At 71.8% G+C, this 15,606-nt stretch carries 16 protein-coding genes; 6 read left to right on the top strand and 10 right to left on the bottom strand.

Translation table 11 applies throughout. The features are described 5' to 3' along the window. Positions 1-52: 52 nt before the first annotated feature. On the top strand, positions 53-1,384 hold the full coding sequence (locus ACWCSD_RS14120; protein ID WP_449915050.1) for a tetratricopeptide repeat protein: 1,332 nt from the start codon (positions 53-55) through the stop codon (positions 1,382-1,384). Here ACWCSD_RS14120 and ACWCSD_RS14115 read toward each other — a convergent pair whose 3' ends face one another. Together ACWCSD_RS14115 and ACWCSD_RS14110 are read right to left on the bottom strand one after the other, a co-directional pair. Further along, complete coding sequence (locus tag ACWCSD_RS14115) at positions 1,385-2,371, bottom strand: RNA polymerase sigma factor (protein WP_449915047.1); 987 nt, start codon at positions 2,369-2,371, stop codon at positions 1,385-1,387. Beyond that, positions 2,368-2,691 (bottom strand): YciI family protein, encoded by a 324-nt coding sequence (locus ACWCSD_RS14110; protein ID WP_387674547.1) that lies wholly within the window; start codon positions 2,689-2,691, stop codon positions 2,368-2,370. Before ACWCSD_RS14110 ends, ACWCSD_RS14115 begins: the two co-directional genes overlap by 4 nt. Positions 2,692-2,782: 91 nt before the next feature. Here ACWCSD_RS14110 and ACWCSD_RS14105 point away from each other — a divergent pair, with 91 nt between their 5' ends. The 3 genes from ACWCSD_RS14105 (at position 2,783) to ACWCSD_RS14095 (ending at position 5,564) form a co-directional block, all read left to right on the top strand. After that, positions 2,783-3,766, top strand: a complete 984-nt coding sequence (locus ACWCSD_RS14105) for an AraC family transcriptional regulator (protein WP_449915043.1) — start codon at positions 2,783-2,785, stop codon at positions 3,764-3,766. Between the two features lie 98 nt (positions 3,767-3,864). Beyond that, entirely contained in the window at positions 3,865-5,088 is a 1,224-nt protein-coding gene (locus ACWCSD_RS14100; protein WP_387674541.1) for a styrene monooxygenase/indole monooxygenase family protein, read from the top strand. Next, positions 5,085-5,564, top strand: a complete 480-nt coding sequence (locus tag ACWCSD_RS14095) for a flavin reductase family protein (RefSeq protein ID WP_449915038.1) — start codon at positions 5,085-5,087, stop codon at positions 5,562-5,564. Before ACWCSD_RS14100 ends, ACWCSD_RS14095 begins: the two co-directional genes overlap by 4 nt. On the opposite strand, the gene ACWCSD_RS14090 is transcribed toward ACWCSD_RS14095, so the two are convergent. The 6 genes from ACWCSD_RS14090 to ACWCSD_RS14065 all read right to left on the bottom strand — a co-directional run bounded on the left by ACWCSD_RS14090 (position 5,561) and on the right by ACWCSD_RS14065 (position 11,274). Continuing rightward, on the bottom strand, positions 5,561-7,288 hold the full coding sequence (locus ACWCSD_RS14090; protein WP_449915035.1) for an ABC transporter ATP-binding protein: 1,728 nt from the start codon (positions 7,286-7,288) through the stop codon (positions 5,561-5,563). The two genes, ACWCSD_RS14095 and ACWCSD_RS14090, sit on opposite strands and share 4 nt — an antisense overlap. After that, complete coding sequence (locus tag ACWCSD_RS14085; RefSeq protein WP_449915032.1) at positions 7,285-8,808, bottom strand: ABC transporter transmembrane domain-containing protein; 1,524 nt, start codon at positions 8,806-8,808, stop codon at positions 7,285-7,287. The genes ACWCSD_RS14090 and ACWCSD_RS14085 overlap by 4 nt, the downstream gene beginning before the upstream one ends. Before the next feature lie 89 nt (positions 8,809-8,897). Further along, the gene (locus ACWCSD_RS14080) at positions 8,898-9,422 is read right to left on the bottom strand and encodes a DUF402 domain-containing protein (RefSeq protein ID WP_449915029.1); all 525 of its coding nucleotides are present in this window, start codon (positions 9,420-9,422) and stop codon (positions 8,898-8,900) included. Further along, positions 9,419-10,195: an alpha/beta hydrolase family protein gene (locus tag ACWCSD_RS14075; RefSeq protein WP_449915026.1), complete on the bottom strand. Its 777-nt coding sequence runs from the start codon at positions 10,193-10,195 to the stop codon at positions 9,419-9,421. Before ACWCSD_RS14075 ends, ACWCSD_RS14080 begins: the two co-directional genes overlap by 4 nt. A gap of 115 nt (positions 10,196-10,310) precedes the next feature. Then, positions 10,311-10,724, bottom strand: a complete 414-nt coding sequence (locus ACWCSD_RS14070; protein WP_449915023.1) for a hypothetical protein — start codon at positions 10,722-10,724, stop codon at positions 10,311-10,313. 46 nt (positions 10,725-10,770) lie between these two features. Next, complete coding sequence (locus ACWCSD_RS14065) at positions 10,771-11,274, bottom strand: winged helix-turn-helix transcriptional regulator (protein ID WP_449915020.1); 504 nt, start codon at positions 11,272-11,274, stop codon at positions 10,771-10,773. An 80-nt stretch (positions 11,275-11,354) separates the two neighbouring features. Between ACWCSD_RS14065 and ACWCSD_RS14060 the strand changes: the two genes are divergently transcribed. Together ACWCSD_RS14060 and ACWCSD_RS14055 are read left to right on the top strand one after the other, a co-directional pair. Further along, the gene (locus ACWCSD_RS14060; protein ID WP_449915017.1) at positions 11,355-11,951 is read left to right on the top strand and encodes a dihydrofolate reductase family protein; all 597 of its coding nucleotides are present in this window, start codon (positions 11,355-11,357) and stop codon (positions 11,949-11,951) included. Further along, positions 11,945-12,781 (top strand): MBL fold metallo-hydrolase, encoded by an 837-nt coding sequence (locus ACWCSD_RS14055; RefSeq protein WP_449915014.1) that lies wholly within the window; start codon positions 11,945-11,947, stop codon positions 12,779-12,781. The genes ACWCSD_RS14060 and ACWCSD_RS14055 overlap by 7 nt, the downstream gene beginning before the upstream one ends. 304 nt (positions 12,782-13,085) lie before the next feature. Here ACWCSD_RS14055 and ACWCSD_RS14050 read toward each other — a convergent pair whose 3' ends face one another. Continuing rightward, positions 13,086-14,501 carry an FAD-binding oxidoreductase gene (locus ACWCSD_RS14050; RefSeq protein ID WP_449915011.1) on the bottom strand — a complete coding sequence of 472 codons (1,416 nt, stop codon included), beginning with the start codon at positions 14,499-14,501 and terminating at the stop codon, positions 13,086-13,088. A 43-nt stretch (positions 14,502-14,544) separates the two neighbouring features. After that, positions 14,545-15,450 carry an LLM class flavin-dependent oxidoreductase gene (locus ACWCSD_RS14045; RefSeq protein ID WP_449915008.1) on the bottom strand — a complete coding sequence of 302 codons (906 nt, stop codon included), beginning with the start codon at positions 15,448-15,450 and terminating at the stop codon, positions 14,545-14,547. Between the last annotated feature and the right edge of the window lie 156 nt (positions 15,451-15,606).

The following is a 15,606-nucleotide window of genomic DNA, read 5'->3' as shown; positions in this document are numbered from 1 at the left end:
TATCGAAAAACGCATACCTCACGGCAACAGCCGTCCCCCTTGACTGGGGGTCATGGAAAGGGAGAAGGCTTCGGCCGATGACGGGAGATGGGACCGGCGTTCGTTGTTCCGGGGGGCCGCCGTGCTGGCCGGCGCCGCCGCGACGGCACCGCTGCTGGACGGGGCGGCCACGGCGCTGGCCGACGGCGGCGACGCCGACGCGCTGTTCAAGGCCGGGAAGTTCGAGCAGGCCGGCCGCGCGTACGAGGAGATCCTGAAGAAGGACCCCGGGAACCCGCACGCGGCCCGCCGGCGCGGCCATGTCGCGCTGCTGTCCAACCGGTTCCCCGAAGCCGAGAAATACCTCAAGACGGCCGTCCGCCTGGCGCCCGGCGACAAGGAGGCCAACGAGCTCCTGGGCGACTGCTACATCCGGCAGGACAAGTTCGCCCTCTCCGTTCCGTGCTGGAAGGCGGCCGGCGCGGAGGACTACGCCACATGGTTCGCGGCGATCAGCGGGGAGGCGTACCAGATCAAGGGCGACGTCGGCCGGGTGCGGTTCCTGCAGATGGACCCGCGGCCGCTGGTGGAGGCCTCGGTCAACGGCGGACCGGCGAAGCGCTTCACGTTCTACACCGGCGCCCCGAACCTGAGCCTGACCGCGTCGGCGGCCAAGGAGGCGGGGCTGAAGGCCGTCGTCAGCCAGAAGACCGACTTCGAGGGCACGCCCATCTGGGTGCACTACGGGATGCTGGACTCCTTCAGGCTGGGCGGCATCGAACTGCGCAACGTCCCCGTCGGCTGGTCGTCGACGGAGTCCGGCGCGGACGTCGGCACCGACGGCGACGGCCTGATCGGCACGTGGCTCTTCTACCACCTGCTGACCACGTTCGACTACGCGGGCCGGCACCTCATCCTGCGCCGCCGCACCCCCGAGACGGCCAGGGAGGCACGTGCCGCCGCCGCGCGGGCGGGCGCCGAGCCGCTGCCGATGTGGCTGTCCCGTGACCACGACGTGCACAGCGTGGGCAGCATCGCGGGGTCCGGCCCGCGGGTGGTGGGCGTGAACCTCGGCGGGGTCGGCGAGATCGCCGCGGGCATGCCAGGAGAGGTGGCCAGACGTCTGGGGGTCCGGGTCGACCTCGACCGCCCGATCGAGACGTTCGCCCACAGCCACCCGACCATCACCCACCCCTGCTATCCGGAGGAGCTCCGGCTCGGCGACGCCGTCGCCCAGCGGGTCTACTGCGAGGCGGACCCGAACATGCCGGTCAACGTGCCCTGGCCCTACGGGTCGGGCTTCGACGGGATCGGCCATTTCGCCCACTGCTTCTTCAAGCCCTACAACCTCACCCTGGACTTCACCGACATGAAGCTCTACATCGTCCGCGGCAAGGCCGCCTGATCACCCCGGCCGCAGCCGGTCGCGGCGGCGGGTCAGCGAGGCGGTCTCGGCGGTGTTGCCGGCCAGGTCGATGGCCCTGTCGTAGGCGGCGCGCGCCTCCTGGCCGCGGCCCAGCCGGCGCAGCAGGTCGGCGCGGGTGGCGTGGTAGGCGTGGTACCCGGCCAGCCTGTCCCCGAGGTGGTCGACGGCCGCCAACGCCACCTCGGGCCCGTCGAGCTCGGCGACCGCGACCAGCTCGCCGCCGGCCGAGACCCGGGCGGGGCGGCGGGCCTCGATGAGCAGCATCAGCGCCAGCAGCCCCGTCACCTCGCCGTCGTCCGGCAGGAGGGCGCGGATCAGGCGGGTGAGCCGGATCGCCTCGGCGGTCAGCTCGTGCCGTACGGGATCGGTGCCGGAGCCGGTGGCCAGGTAGCCCTCGTTGAAGACCAGGAACAGCACGGCGAGCACGCCGGAGACGCGCGCCGGGAGATCCTCGGCGGACGGCACCCGGTAGGGGATGCGCGCCGCCTTGATCTTGGCCTTCGCGCGGGTGATCCGCTGCCCCGCGGCGCTCTCCTGGGCCAGGAAGGCGCGGGCGATCTCGGGCATGGTCAGGCCGGCGACCAGGCGCAGCGTCAGCGCCACGCGGGCCTCCATCGCCAGCGCCGGATGACAGCAGGTGAAGATCAGCCGGAGCCGGTCGTCGTCGATGGCGCCGGCAGGCTCGGGTGGGTCGTCGTGGGACATCTGAGCCTTCCTGTGCTTGTCGTCGCGCTTGCTCTCGCGCCGGATCCGGTCGATGGCCTTGCGGTTGGCGGTGGTGGTCAGCCAGGCGCCCGGGTTGGGCGGCACGCCGTCGGCCGGCCACCGCTCGACGGCGGTCGCGAACGCCTCGGCGGCCGCCTCCTCGGCGATGTCGAGGTCACCGAAGCGCCTGGTCAGGGCGGCGACCACCCGGGCCCACTCCTCGTGGTGGGCCCGGGCGACCGCCTCGCGGACGTCGGTCACAGGAACGGTCGCACCTCGACCTTGCGGTTGCAGTGCTTCGACCCGTCTGCGGCGAGCCGGAGCGCCACGTCGAGGTCGGGGGCCTCGATGATCCAGAAGCCGGCGAGGTACTCCTTGGACTCCAGAAAGGGCCCGTCGGTGACCATCGCCTCCGCGCCCCGGTTGTCGATGACGGTGGCCGTGGCGGGCGCGGCGAGGCCGCCGGCGAAGACCCAGTGGCCCTGGGTCCGGAGGCGCTCGTTGAACACGTCGATCGCCGCATGCTCCTCCGGGGTGGCCGAATTGGTCCTGTCGTCGATCACTGAGATCAGGTATTGCATGTGCAGATCGTCTCCTATGGGGTCAAGGCGGCGGATCTCTTGTACGTACTTTTACCTGGAACGCCGAGGGGCGGACGCCCGATCATCTGGTGTGCTCCTCAGCAACCGTGCCGTCTTCGCCAGCTCCGACCTCGACGAGGTCCGCGGCGAGGTCGCCAAGGTGTTCTGCCCGCACCGGCTGGACCTGGCCGGGGACGCGGACCTGCTGTCGGCCCGGTTCAACTCCGTGCAGCTCGGCGCGGTCCGCGTCAGTTACCTCGACTACGGGGCCGACGTGCACATCGAGCCGGGCGACCTCGACACGTTCTTCCTGGTCATGATCCCGCTCGCCGGACGCAGCCTGATCCGCGCCGGCGACGAGGAGGTCGTCTCATCTCCGTCCCTGGCCTCGCTGCCCTCGCCGACCCGGCACCTCGACATGCGCTGGGCCGCCGGCTGCCCGCAGTTGCTGGTCAAGTTCGAGCGCACGGCGATCGAACGCGCGCTGGAGCAGATGCTCGGCGAGCCGCTCGACGGCCCGGTCGTCTTCGACCTCGGCATGGACCTGACGGCCGGCTGGACCCGCTCCTGGCGCGACATGGCCGACCTGCTGGTCAGGGAGGCCGAGCGGGACGACGGGCTGGCCGGCCACCCGCTGGCCGTCGCCCATCTGGAGAACGCCCTGATCACCCTGCTGCTGACCATGCAGCCCTCCAACTACCTGGACCGGCTGACCGCTCCCAGGCCGCCCGCGCTGCCGAAGGTGGTGCGCCGGGCGATGGAGTTCATCGAAGGGCACGCCCACCTGCCGCTGAGCACCACGGACATCGCCGGCGCCGTCGCGGTCAGCAGCCGCTCCCTGCAGGAGGGATTCCGCGCGCATCTCGGCCTGTCCCCGATGGCCCACCTCAGGCAGGTGCGGCTGACGCGCGTGCACGACGAGCTCAGGACGGCCGACCCGGCCAGGGCCACGGTGACCACGGTGGCCGCCCGATGGGGATTCCTGCACCAGGGACGATTCGCCGCCCAGTACCGCGAGAGGTACGGGCAGCCGCCGTCGGAGACGTTGCGCAGAGGTCCCGCGTCAGGCGGATGAGATCCGCGCTCAGTGGATGGCACGGGCGCACGCGCCGCCCGTACCGTTCTTGTCAGGCGCCGATCAGATCCTCCACACCACACCAGAAGGACACCACCATGCGCGACATCCTCATCGTCGGCGCCGGCCAGGCCGGTCTCCACCTGGCCATCGGCCTGCTCCAGCACGGCTACGACGTGACCGTGGTCTCCAACCGCACCCCCGAGTCCATCCGCGACGGCCGGGTGATGTCCGGCCAGGCCATGTTCGGCACCGCGCAGGCCCACGAGCGCGAGCTCGGCCTCGACTGGTGGGCCGACGTCTGCCCGCCCATCGAGGGCATCGCGCTCACGGTCCCGAGCCCGGAGGGCGGCAAGGCCCTCGACTGGGCGGCGCGGCTGGACGTCCCCGCCCGCTCGGTCGACCAGCGGCTGAAGATGCCGGCCTGGCTGGGCGAGTTCGAGCGGCTCGGCGGCAAGCTCGTCCTGCACGACGCCACCCCCGACGACCTGGAGAGCTACGCGGCCCGGTACGACCTGGTCCTGGTCGCCGCGGGCAAGGGCCAGATCGCCTCGCTCTTCGAACGCGACCCCGCCCGCTCCCCCTACGCCACCCCACAGCGCGCGCTGGCCGTCACCTACGTCAACGGCCTCGCCCCGCGTCCCGGTCACTCGGCGGTCTGCTTCAACCTGCTGCCCGGCGTGGGCGAGTACTTCGTCTTCCCCGCGCTCACGCACACCGGCCCCTGCGAGATCATGGTGTTCGAGGGCGTCCCGGACGGCCCCATGGACTGCTGGGGCGACGTCCGCGGCCCCGCCGAGCACCTGGCCCGCAGCCGCCGGATCCTGGAGACCTTCTTCCCGTGGGAGGCCGAGCGCTGCGCCGGCATCGAGCTCACCGACGCCAACGCGGTGCTGACCGGCCGTTTCGCCCCCACGGTCCGGCGTCCGGTGGCCGTGCTGCCCTCCGGCGCGCCGGTGCTCGGCGTCGCCGACGTCGTGGTGCTCAACGACCCGATCACCGGGCAGGGCAGCAACAACGCCGCCAAGTGCGCCGCCACCTACCTGCGGGCCATCGTGGAACGCGGCGACCGCCCGTTCGACGCCGACTGGATGCGGCAGACCTTCGACCTGTTCTGGACGCAGGCCCAGCACGTCACGAACTGGACCAACGCCCTGCTCGCGCCGGCCGAGCCGCACCACTTGGCGCTGCTGGGCGCGGCCGGTCAGCGCCCGGAGATCGCCTCCCGGTTCGTCAACGGCTTCGACGACCCGGCCGACTACGCCGAGTGGTTCATGGACGCCGGCCGTGCCGAGACCTATCTGGGCAGGGTGACGGCATGAGATCGCTCCGTGACGCCTTCGGGCAGTTCGCGACCGGGGTGGCGGTGATCACGACGGTGACCGCCGACGGGGAGCGGGCCGGCGTGACCGTCAACTCCCTCACCTCGGTCTCGCTCGTTCCGGCGCTGCTGCTGTGGTGCCTGTCGAACCGGGCGCCCAGCGCGCCGCTCTTCCTGCGGGCCGGGCGGTTCGCCGTCAACGTCCTGGCCGCCGACCAGGGCCACCTGTCCAGCCGCTTCGCCACCCCCGCGGCCGACAAGTTCGCCGGGGTGGAGCTGCTCGGCACGCCGCTGCCGATCCTCGCCGGGACGCTGGCCAGCTTCGTCTGCCGCACCGAGCGCGTCCACGACGGCGGCGACCACCACATCCTCGTCGGAGCGGTGGAACGCTTCCAGCGGGCCGGGGGCGAGCCGCTGGTCTTCCACTCCGGCCGGTACCGGGAGTTCTGGCCCGAGATGAGCGCCGCCGCCCGCTAAGGGCGCGAGCCGTGCCAGGAGTTCCACAACCCCTGATAGACCCCGCCGGCCGCGACCAGCTCGTCGTGCGCGCCGACCTCCACGACGCGGCCGCCCTCCATCACCACCACCCGATCCGCGTCCCGCGCCGTGTGCAGCCGGTGCGCGATCGCGATCACCGTGCGTCCGTCCAGCACCGCCGCCAGCGATCGTTCGGCGCGCCGGGCCGTACGCGGGTCGAGCATGGCGGTGGCCTCGTCGAGGATGACGGTGTGCGGGTCGGCCAGGATGACCCGGGCCAGGGCGAGCTGCTGCACCCGGTCGGGGCCGAGTTCGCCGCCGGAGGAATGCGGGCCGAGCTCGTCGTCCAGCGAGGCCACCCAGTCGGCGCCGACCGCCGCGAGGGCCTTCTCCATCCGGTTGTCGTCGGCCGTGGGGTCGGCCAGCCGGAGGTTGTCGCGGACGGTGCCGAGGAACAGGTGCTGCTCCTGGGTGACCAGCACGACGTGCTTGCGCAGCTGGGCGGGCGACAGGTCGGCGACCGGGACCGAGCCGACGGTGACCGTGCCGAGGCGGGGCCGGTCGATGCCGGCCAGCAGCTTGCCGAGCGTGGACTTGCCGGCTCCCGAGGGGCCGACGACGGCCAGGCGCTCGCCGGGCCGCACGGTCAGGTCCACGCCGGTGACGACGTCGCCGGTCGATTCGTAGGCGAAGTGCACGCCGGCCGCCACGATGTGGTCGTCCCGGGGTTCGGGGGCGGCCACGCCGGCCTGCGCCGCCGGGAGCCGGAGCCCTTCGATCCGGGCGAAGGCGGCGCCGCTGCTCTGCAGCTGTTCCATCCACATGAGGACGGTCTCGATGGGCTGCTGGAGCTGGCGCAGGTAGAGCACGCACGAGACGACGGCGCCGAGGGTGACCTGGCCGCCGTCCAGCAGCATGCCGCCGAGCAGCAGGACCAGCACCGGCGGGAGGAGGGCGGAGACCTCCACCGACGGCCAGAGGACACCGCGCAGGAAGAGGGTGCGCAGCTGGGCCACCCGGCCGCGCTCGATCACCCGCTCGGCGGCGCGGGTGCGCCGGTCCTGCAGGCCGAGGGCTTCGATCGTGCGGGCGCCGGCGGCGCCCGCGGCCAGGTGTTCGGCCAGTTCCGAGCGGGCGGCGCCCTCCTCCAGGTAGGCGTCGCGGGCGCGGCGCAGGTACCAGCGGGAGGCGGCCGCGACGCCGGCGAGCGCGACCAGGCCGCAGGCCCCCAGCAGCGGGTCGACCAGGAAGACGGCCGCGACGAGGAAGAGCGCCTGCAGGGAGGAGATCAGCACGGCCGGGGCGGCGTTGCGCAGGGTGTACCCGACCACGCTGACGTCCGTGGTGCCGCGGGCGGTCAGGTCTCCGGTGCGGACGTGCTCGACGGTGGCGGCGGGCAGGGCGAGCACGCGGTCGAGGAACTCCTGCCGGATGTGCTCCTGGACGCGCTCGCTGAAGCGGGTTCCGGTCCGCTCGGCGTATCGGGACAGGACGAGCTGCAGCAGCGCCCCGCCCACGGCGACCGCGGCGAGCAGGTCGATCGCCCCGCCGGCGGAGATGGTGTCGATGATGCGACCCAGCAGCCACGGGCTGACCAGGGCCGCGGCCGCCGCCAGGCCGTTGAGGAGCAGGGTGGCGGTGAACCCGGGGACGTCGCGGCGGATCAGGCGCAGGGCCGCCTGCCGTACGCGCCTGCGGTCGGCGACGGGCAGGTCGCGGGTCACGACACCACCGTCCGGTACGCGTCGCTGGATTCCAGCAGGTCGCGGTGGGTGCCGGTGGCGGACACCCGGCCGTCCTCGATCAGGAGGACTTCGTCGGCCTGGGCGAGCAGCAGCGGCGACGTGGTGGCGACGACCGTCGTGCGGCCGGCGCGCGCCGTGCGAAGGCGCTGGGCGAGCAGCGATTCGGTGTGCGCGTCCAGCGCGGAGGTGGGGTCCACCGCGAGCAGCAGCTCGGGATCGGCCACCAGCGCCCTGGCCAGGCGCACCCGCTGGCGCTGGCCGCCCGACAGGTTGCGGCCGCCCGGCTCGATCACGGAGTCCAGGCCGTGGCGCAGCCCGGCGACCACGTCCTGGGCGGCGGCGACGGCGACCGCGCGACGGATGGTCTCGTCGTCGGCCTCGCCCCGGCCCTGCAGGACCTCGCGCAGCGTACCGGTGAACAGCGCGGCGTCGTGGTCGGCGATCAACGACGTGCCGTCGAACCCGCCGAGGCTCTCCAGCAGCGCCACGCTCTCCTCGGGACGGGCGCTGACCAGCCCCACGAAGCTGCCCGGCTTGATCTCCGGTTCGGTGGAGCGGGGCCGGTCGCCGGGCCGCAGCGCGAGGAAGCGGGTGACCTGCCGGGCGGAGACCAGGCCGTGGCTGATCTGGAAGCTGCCCTCGATGAAGAAGGACACCGGGACCACCAGCATGGCGATGTATCCGTACACGCCGACCAGCTCGCCCACCGTGATCGTGCCTTCCGCGGCCAGCCTGGCGCCCAGCCAGGTCACCGCGGCCAGGAACAGCGCCGGCAGCCCGACGCCCAGCGCGCCGATCCAGCTCGTCAGCGACGCCACCCGGTACCCCTGCTCGCGCAGGCGCGCCGAGTCGGCGAGGTGCCGCTCGGCGTAGGCGCCCTTGCCGCCGAACGCGTTGAGCACCCGCAGTCCCTCGATCAGGTCCACCAGCCGGGCGGTCAGCCTGCCCTGGCTCTCGCGGTAGCCGTTCTGCACCTTCATCAACCGCCCGAGCAGCGGCCCGAGCACGATCCCCAGCACCGGCACGCCGAGCAGCACCACCACGGCCAGCACCACGGAGACCTGCAGCAGCAGCGCCGCCACCACCCCGTAGCTGATCACCGCGCCCACCCCGGGGCCGGTCACCGTCAGCGCGGCGGCGATCGTGATGACGTCGCCGATGCCGATCGTCACGACCTCGCCTGCCGAGGTGCGCCTGTTCAGGTCCGCGCCGAGCGTGTTGATCTGCTCCACCAGGGCGCGCACCGTGCGGAAGTTGGCGTCCATCCGGATCTTGGTCATCGTACGGTGCCGCATCATCGCCAGCCAGGCGTTGACCAGGCCGGCGCCGAGCAGCGCCAGCACCCAGCCGGGCGCCAGATCGTCGTCGATCGCCCTCGACAGCAGGTACGGCGGGAGCGTGAGGCCCACCGTCCACAGGGTGCCCAGCGTCGCGCCTAAGGCGACCCGGCCCTTCTGCGCCCACGCCAACCAGCACAAATACCGAGCAGCCGCCTTCATGGCGATCACGGTAGACCATGGCCGTACCGGCCGGTCGGCGGGGTTCCTCCGTGGCGGCGCGGTCGCTTCGGGGCCGAGGACGCCTTGGTTCAGCCCCGTGTGACGTCGAAGGGCGGCAGGTCGGCCAGGTCCAGCACGGCTGCGGGCGGGAAGTCCGGCCACGAGTTCGGCGGGTCCTGGTTCAGGTTGCGCAGATGCCTGTCGATGAAGCGCTGGGGGTCGCGCAGCACCCTGACCGTGGTGGCGGCGTCGATGACGCCGTCCCGCAGCGCGTCGGCGAGCTCGTCGAGGTCCAGGACCTCGTAGCGGGGTCCGGCCGGGGGCACGACGATGTCCACGTAGAGGTCGCGGACCGTCAGCCGTTTCGGGCTCGCCTCCTCCACCTCGACCAGGTCGATGTACCACGCGCCTTCGAGTGCGTCCACGAAGGTGACCGGCCGCCGGATCTGCACCCCTTCGTCGGCGATCACGAAGCAGCGATCGGTCGTGGGACGGCCGGGAACCCGCCAAGGGGGAAGGATCTCGACGTCGTAGGCCACGATGTTGTCGCCGGTTCGGACGCCGGAGCACCATTGCCCGGTGCGGTGGTGGACACGTACCTGTTCAAGGGTCACGAATCGCAGTATGGCCGCGCCGGGACGGCGGCGCCGCCGATGGACTGGCCCACCATCGCGATCCGGGCCGGATCGATCAGGGCGCCGCCCTTCCACGCGGGCCGCGACCCGGTCAACCGGTCGAGCACGAAGCGCGTGTCGATCGCCCGGCTTCTGATCACCCTCTGGCCGAAGTCGTCGTCGTCGACGTTCGCGCAGGCGGCGCAGGTGGCGATCCGCCCGTCAGGGAAGGTGGTGGCGAAGTTCTCGTAGGTGTGGTCGATGCCGGCCACCACGTACCCCCGGCTCGCCAGGTCCTCGGCCAGACCCGTGAGCGAACTGCGCGGCCAGGTGAAGCCGGGCGACAGCACCACGAGCGGCAGGCCGCGCCGGCGTCCCGAGGGCTCGGCGTCTTCGAGGGCGTTCGTACGGGTGCGGCTCAGCCCGTCCGGCGGAATGCTCTCCAGTTCCTTGATCCCCGATCCCTTCAGGAGCAGCTCCGACTCCTTGGGGGTGACGTACGGCGCCCGCCGTCCGGCCTGCGCCGCCGTCGGGTACCACAGGGAGACCATGAGCTCCCTCGTCCTGGCCGCGGGGACCCACGGGTCGGGACGGGAGGCGTCGGTCAGGTGCAGGGACGTCATGCCGACCCGGTGCGGGCCGGTCGGCTTCGGGAGATACGGCGTACCGGGTGCCGCGGCAGCGGCGGGTGTCCAGGCGAGGGAGGCCGTGAGGGCGAGCACCCCGGCTACGGCGGCCACGAGTACGGGCCTTCTGGGCTTGTCGAGTGCCATGCGGTTGATCTTGCGGTTCCGGGGCAAGGCCGACATCGGCCACGAGTCCACAACCCGCTCGGCCGAACGGCTGATCTTGCCCCCGTCCATGGACGCGGACGTTCCGGCATCCGACCTAGGACGGCTGCGCGCCGCGGCCCAGCCGGTGCCGCACCCATTCCGGATGGGCGTCGCCGACCTCGATGCTGTTCTCGTCGAGGGCGTTGGCGATGTGGAAGCGTCCCGTGCCGAAGGCGAACTCCACCGCGAGGGTGCCGGCCGCCACGTCGGGACGTGATGGCCGCCACTCGAGCAGGGCAACCTCGCGCAGTTCCTGGCCGACGAACGACTCCAGCCGTTCGTCGGCGCTGGACCACGCCGGGGTGAGCTCGTCCTCCTCCCAGCCGGTGACCGGGGCCGTGACGAAACGTACGAGCGCGAAGCCACTCAGCCGCCGACCGGCAAGCGCGGCCAGGCGCGGCCCGTGGTGCTCGCGGACGGCTTCGAGCCCGACGAGAAAGGTCGGCTCGAAGCCCGAGACACCCATCACGACAGGCGATTGTCCCGGTTCACCAGCGGTTGTCGAGGGGGTGCCGTCACCGTTGATCGACGTGTTCTTGCGGGGCGGCCGCGGCGCGGGCGGCGTCGAGGCGTTCGAACGGGCCGGGGCCGTCGTGCGGCTTCGGCGGGGCGCCGAGGTGGCGGACGCGCAGCTCGTCCATCAGCTCCTCGATGAACGCGGGGCCCTCGTCCCGCATGGCCTGCTGCCGGCTCCGGAGGTCGTCGCTGCCCGGACGCCAGTCGAGGCCCCAGTCGCCGAGGGCGTAAATGACCGGAAGGGTCCGGATGCCGGCTTCGGTGAGGCTGTAGCGGGCGCGCTGACCTCGCGCGGCGGTGCCGCGGGCGAGGATCCCCGCCTCGACGAGCCGCACGAGGCGGTCGGCGAGGATGTTCGAGGCGATGCCCTCGATCGACCCGGTGAGCAGCGCCCGGAAGTGGCGGCGGTCGTGGAAGATGACGTCGCGCAGCACGAGCAACGTCCAGCGATCTCCGAGCACCTCGACGGCGGCGTTGATCGGGCATCCGGACCGTGGTTCCACGATTCCTCTCCTCCTTGACAGGGTTTTCGCTCCTCCTATAGTAGTTGCAAATTGCAATCACTTTTTCCGAGGAGGAGCTGATGGGTCGCTTCGTCTACGCGATGCAGGTCTCCCTCGACCTGCGGATCGAGCAGGTTCCGGGGGACGCCGGCGCCGGCGAATGGCTGCGTGTCGACGAGGAACTGCACCGCGCGGCCAACGCGCAGATGCGGGCGCTCGCGCTCATGGTCCACGGGCGGGTCTACTACGAGGTCAAGGAGGAGTACTGGCCACGGGCGAGCGAGGACGCGTCGTTGCCGGACTACATGCATGAGTACGGCGAGATGTGGACGGCCAAGCCCAAGGTGCTCGTCTCCCGCACGCGCCGCAGCGCCGCTCACAACACCCGGATCATCGGCGGCGACGACGCGATCGAGCAGCTCGCCGCCCTGCGCGCCGAGACCGACGGCAGCATCGGCGTGGGCGGCGCGACGCTCGCGACGCAGCTGCTCCGGGCGGGGCTGCTGGACGAGTTGCTGCTCTTCACCCACCCCGCGATCCTCGGCTTCGGCAGGCCGCTGTTCGACGACTACGACCTGCCGATCGATCTCGACCTGCTGGAGCAGCGAACGTTCGAGCAGGGCGTCACGATGCATCGCTACGCCGTCCGGGACGCGAAGGAGGCGAGCTCGTGCTGAAGCAGGTCGCGGAGGGCGTGTGGGTTCACGAGAGCGAGTTCGTGCAGAGCAACGCCGTTGCGGTGCGGGGCCGGGCCGGGGTGCTGCTCATCGACCCCGGGGTGACCGGCGCCGAGCTCGACTGCCTCGCGCACGACCTCGCCGGATCAGGCCGGCCCGTGGTGGCGGGGTTCTCGACCCATCCGGACTGGGATCACCTGCTCTGGCACGCCCGGCTCGGCGACGCGCCCCGTTACGGCACGGCGCGCTGCGCGGCCACCGTCCGTGAGCAGCTGCCGGACGAAGCCGCGAAGGCCCGCGTCGCCGACCACCTGCTGGAGACGGAGATCGCCGGCCAGGTGCCGATGGACCTGCTCGGCCTCATCACCGGCCTGCCCGCCGGAACCACCCGGATCCCCTGGGACGGCCCCGAGATCCGGATCATAGAGCATCAGGCACACGCCCCCGGCCATGCGGCGCTGTTGATCGAGGAACGCGGGGTTCTCGTCGCCGGCGACATGCTGTCCGACGTCCTGGTTCCGATGCTCGACCTGGACGGCACCGCCGACCCGATCGAGGACTACCTCACCGCGCTCCGGCTGCTGGAGGACGTGGCGGGCGGCGTCGACGTCGTCGTCCCCGGCCATGGGTCCGTCGGCGGGTCCGACCAGATGAAGGCGCGGATCGCGCAGGATCGGGCGTACGTGCTCGGGTTGCGGAACGGCCACGTCTCCGCCGATCCGCGGATCGGCCCGTCGGCCAAGCCGGGCTGGGAGTGGGTGAGCAGCGTGCACGAAGGGCAGCTCCAGAGCCTCGCCGGAAGAGGCGGGCACGACGGGATGTCCCGCTAGCAAATGCCCACAGGCCGCCGGAGCCCCGGGGCCACGGGCGAGCCAGGATCTGTGCGGGCGAGCGCTGGTCAGCAGCAGGCGAGGGTCCGTCGGCCGCGTGCGGCGGCCGGCAACGCACGGCGGGATGGGACGGACTGCCCGAGGGACATGGCCGAACACCTGCTCTTTCACGGGCACAGATCCTCATCCGATCGGCCCAGAGGGACGTCGATGCCGGTCCAGCAGATCAGAACAGATCTTGTGGCGTCCAATACTGGTATGGGACGCCGGTGGATATCGCTGCTGTTCGGGCAGGCGGACGATTTCAGCCAGGCGCCGGCGGGATGTTGTGGTTGAAGCGGAACATGTTGCCGGGGTCGTGGGCCGTCTTGACGGCGACCAGCCGCTCGTACGCCTCCGGTGTGAACGCCTGCCGCACGTCCTCCGGATCGGTGTGGGCGACGCCCGCCATGAAGTTGAGCGTGCGCATCCCGCTGTTCCAGGGGGCGAGGGTCTGGACGACCCGGTCGTGCCCGGCATGTACGGCCTCGTCCTCGCCGATGCCGAGGACACCGGCGGAGTACAGCTGGAACTGGGCGGCGGTGCGCGCGACCGCGTTCGGCAGGCGCGGCGGCCGGGCGAGGGCGCCGCCGAGATGACGGATCTCGATGCCGACCGCGCTGTTCGACCCGGGGCCCACCAGCGCCAGGATCGCCTCGACGGCGTCCTGGTCGAGGTGGGTGAGCTGGAAGTTGTCGATGTGGTACGAGCCGGGCGTCGGCGGATCGTTGTGGATGCTGCCGACCTCGGTGTACGGGAGGTCGGTGACCGTGTCGAGCAGCGGCGTGGCGATCTCGCGCAGCGGCTGGACCAGCCGGGCGCCGTCCTGCGGCGAGCCGAGGTAGCTCAGGCGCAGGTGCAGGGCGAAACGCCCGCGCAACTCCCCAGGGACCTCGGGCACATCGGGCCAGGGCATCATCAGGAAGGAGGAGCTGAGCTCGTCGGGCGCCTCGGTGACCCAGGTGCGGTAGAAGTGCAGCACGTCACGGATCGACTCGGCCGCGAAGAACAGGCCGCCGCCGTAGATCCGCGACACCTCCACCAGTTCCACCTCAAGTGAGGTGACCACCCCGAAGTTGCCCTTGCCGCCGCGCAGCGCCCAGAACAGGTCGGTGTTCTCCTCCTGCGAGGCGGTGCGCGGTTCGCCGTCGGCGGTGACGACCTCGATGGAGCGTACGTGGTCGGCGGCGTAACCGTAGCGGCGGGACAGCACGCCGATGCCGCCGCCCAGCGTGTAGGAGACGGCGCCGACGAACGGCGCCGAGCCGTTCAGCGGGGCCAGGCCGTGCCGGGCGGCGGACTGGATGACCTCCCGCCACAGCACGCCCGCCTCCAGCCGCGCGGTGCGGCGCTCGGGGTCGACCCGGTGGCCGTCCATGCGCCGCGTGGAGATGAGCAGGGCCCCGTCGGCGGGTGGCCCCACACCGTGGCCGGTGGCCTGTACGGCGACGCCCAGCCCGTGGTCGCGGGCGAAGCGCACCGCGGCCACCACGTCGTCGGCGCCCGCCGCGCCGACGATGACGGCCGGGTGGTGTACGACGGAGCGGTCGAAGCCCTCCGCCTCCTCGGTGTACCCCGGGTCGCCGGGGAGGAAGACCGGGCCCTTGACGCTGCCGGCGAGTACCGTCACCGCCCCGGCGGTCAGAGCGGGGCCACCCGTCGGCGGGATTTGCTCGATCACTGGCATGTCCTCACGTGTCGTCATTCAGCTGGCTCGGTCCAGGTCAGCCCGTGGTGAAGTCGAAGGTCGGGTTCCGCCGGACCCCCACCCGCTCCAGCGCCTCTGCCAGCAGGTGGACCTGGTCCAGGGAACTGCTGACCGGGTAGAGCACCAGGTCGTCGACGCCCGCGTCCGACAGAGCGATCAGCTCCTTGAGCAGGCGCTCGTCGGAGTCGAGCGAGTCGGCGCGGACCGACTCGTAGTAGGGCGACTCCTTGGACCCGTAGTAGTGGGCCACGTACTCGTCGGTGAGCTGGACGGCCTCGGGACCGCAGCAGAAGTAGCGGCCGGTGAGGATGTGCGGCCTGCCGGGCCGCCCAGCCGCGGCCCATGCCTCGGTGACGCCTTGGACGCCGTTCACCAGCAGGTCCAGGCTCAGCGTCGGCGCCACCCAGCCGTCGCCGAAGCGGGCGGCGCGGGCATGGCCCGCGGGGATCAGGCCACCGATGAGCAGCTTGGGACGGCCCTCGCCGGGCAGCGGGGTCGGGCCGGAGATGCTGGTGACCTCACCGTCCCAGACGCGGCGCATCTCGGTCAGGGTGTCGTCGAAGATCTTGCCGTGGCCCTTGTCGGGAGCGCCGCTGAGGGTGAAGTCGTCCGGCCAGCCCCCGATGCCCAGGCCCGCCGTTAGCCGGCCCTGCGAGATCAGGTCGACGGTGGCGAGCTGCTTGGCGAACAGGATCGGGTTGCCTCGCCATCCGACGTTCAGCACGCTGGTGAACAGCTGGACGCGCTCGGTCACCGCCGCGGCGATGCCGAGGGAGATCAGCGGGTCCAGGATGTCGTAGACCAGGCGGTCGATGGATCCCAGGGAGTGGAAGCCGAGGCGCTCACTGTCCTCCGCCCACTGCTTGACCTCCCGCGCAGGACGTCCGGGAACGGCGATCGGCAGACCGATTCCAATATTCACGAGCACTCCGTCTCAACCAGATCTCACTTGGGCACAACGATCCGGACGGTCCATTTCCGGCCGTCCTCATGCGCCCGCCGAGGCGCACAGCCGTGACGATATTCAGCGAGATCGGCATCGGGCTTGTACGGATCGGACATGCTCCGAACCGGCCGG

Source organism: Nonomuraea sp. NPDC001684 (assembly GCF_053596515.1).
Note: the sequence above shows the minus strand (reverse complement) of the source record. Positions and strands in the feature narration are given on the sequence as shown.

Bases quoted from the DNA above. Each gene is read 5' to 3' on its own strand.
- ACWCSD_RS14100 (WP_387674541.1), top strand. From the start codon at position 3,865: ATGCGCGACATCCTCATCGTCGGCGCCGGCCAGGCCGGTCTCCACCTG.
- ACWCSD_RS14120 (WP_449915050.1), top strand. From the start codon at position 53: ATGGAAAGGGAGAAGGCTTCGGCCGATGACGGGAGATGGGACCGGCGT.
- ACWCSD_RS14095 (WP_449915038.1), top strand. From the start codon at position 5,085: ATGAGATCGCTCCGTGACGCCTTCGGGCAGTTCGCGACCGGGGTGGCG.
- ACWCSD_RS14085 (WP_449915032.1), bottom strand. From the start codon at position 8,808: ATGAAGGCGGCTGCTCGGTATTTGTGCTGGTTGGCGTGGGCGCAGAAG.
- ACWCSD_RS14075 (WP_449915026.1), bottom strand. From the start codon at position 10,195: ATGGCACTCGACAAGCCCAGAAGGCCCGTACTCGTGGCCGCCGTAGCC.
- ACWCSD_RS14060 (WP_449915017.1), top strand. From the start codon at position 11,355: ATGGGTCGCTTCGTCTACGCGATGCAGGTCTCCCTCGACCTGCGGATC.
- ACWCSD_RS14110 (WP_387674547.1), bottom strand. From the start codon at position 2,691: ATGCAATACCTGATCTCAGTGATCGACGACAGGACCAATTCGGCCACC.